A 1,162-nucleotide genomic window follows, 5' to 3' on the forward strand; every position below is an offset into this window, starting at 1 on the left:
CCGGGGGCCGCACGCGCCAGCCCGTGTCAGACCCGGGTCATGGTGGAGTCGTAGCCGCCCCCGCCGGGGTAGACCCATGCGTCGGTGACGGTGCCGCCGTCGGCGCTGAAGGTGCCCTCGTAGTAGGCGGGGCTGCCCTTCGCGCCGCCCCAGATGGTCAGCCTGTCGCCGACCAGCTCGTAGGCGTAGTCCAGCGTGTTGCCGACCGAGTCGTAGAAGCGCGAGACCACGTCCGCGCCGACCGGCTCCCCGAAGGGGCGCAGGTTGCCGATCACCTCCATGCCGGTGACGGCCTGGCCGAACTGCGAGAGTTCGACGTGCTGGAGCAGGAAGAAACCGCCGGGCATCCACTCGTAGCGCACGGTTCCCTCGGCTCCGCCGGTGACCGTCCAGGTGCCGACCAGGCGGTCCAGGGCCCTGAGGTCGGTGCTCGGCTCGTAGGTCTCCGGCATCCCGTGGTTCTCCGACGTCTCGTGGGTCTCGGTCATCTCGGACATCCCGTTCTCCTTGTGTGTCGTGGTGGGTGTTCGCCGTTACCTCGGAGGCGCGGGCCGATCCTCGACATGCTTTTTGTGTGTCCTAGGTCACGCTCTGATCGTGTCGAGAACCCGGAACCCGCCACGAGGTAGCGGCAGGAACCCACCAAGGAGGAACCCATGGCCGCTACCGCCACCGCTGCCACCACCGCGACCCGCCGCTCGTCCGCGCCCCTGCTCCTCGCCGGAGCCCTGGCCGGACCGGTCTTCTTCGCCTCCGCGACCGCGCAGATGCTCACCCGCGAGGGCTTCGACATCACCCGGCACCCGATCAGCCAGCTCTCCACCGGCGACCTCGGCTGGATCCAGATCGCCACCTTCGTGCTCGCCGGTCTGGGCGGCCTGGCGCTGGCCGTCGGTGTCGGGCGCACCCTCACCGAGGGGGCCGGGCGCCGGGCGCTGCCCGTCCTCATCGGGATCTTCGGCGCCGGGATGGTCGCCGCCGGAGTGTTCACCATGGACCCCCAGTACGGCTTCCCCGCCGGGACCCCCGACGCCCCGGCGGCCCAGATGTCCTGGCACGGGATCGCCCACTCGGCCGCGGCGGCCGTCTCCTTCACCGCGCTGGCCGTCGCCGCCGTCGTCCTGGCCGTGCGCTGCGTCCGCCGCCGGGCGGTGCTGCCCGC

Annotated in this window: 2 protein-coding genes; one reads left to right on the forward strand and one right to left on the reverse strand. The window is 71.8% G+C overall.

The genetic code is table 11. From position 1 onward, the window contains the following. Window positions 1-26: 26 nt before the first annotated feature. A complete protein-coding gene (locus DQW06_RS26715) occupies window positions 27-497 on the reverse strand; it encodes a hypothetical protein (protein WP_117199533.1) in 471 nt (156 codons plus the stop codon). 159 nt (window positions 498-656) lie between these two features. Here DQW06_RS26715 and DQW06_RS26720 point away from each other — a divergent pair. Further along, window positions 657-1,162, forward strand: a 506-nt coding sequence (locus tag DQW06_RS26720; protein WP_157983623.1) for a DUF998 domain-containing protein, incomplete at its 3' end; no start/stop codon positions are given.

It is taken from the genome of Nocardiopsis sp. TNDT3, assembly GCF_003427465.1.
Taxonomy (GTDB): Bacteria; Actinomycetota; Actinomycetes; order Streptosporangiales; family Streptosporangiaceae; genus Nocardiopsis; species Nocardiopsis dassonvillei.

What these genes read in the sequence shown, in the direction of transcription:
- DQW06_RS26715 (WP_117199533.1), bottom strand. Translation starts at nt 497, where the DNA reads ATGTCCGAGATGACCGAGACCCACGAGACGTCGGAGAACCACGGGATG.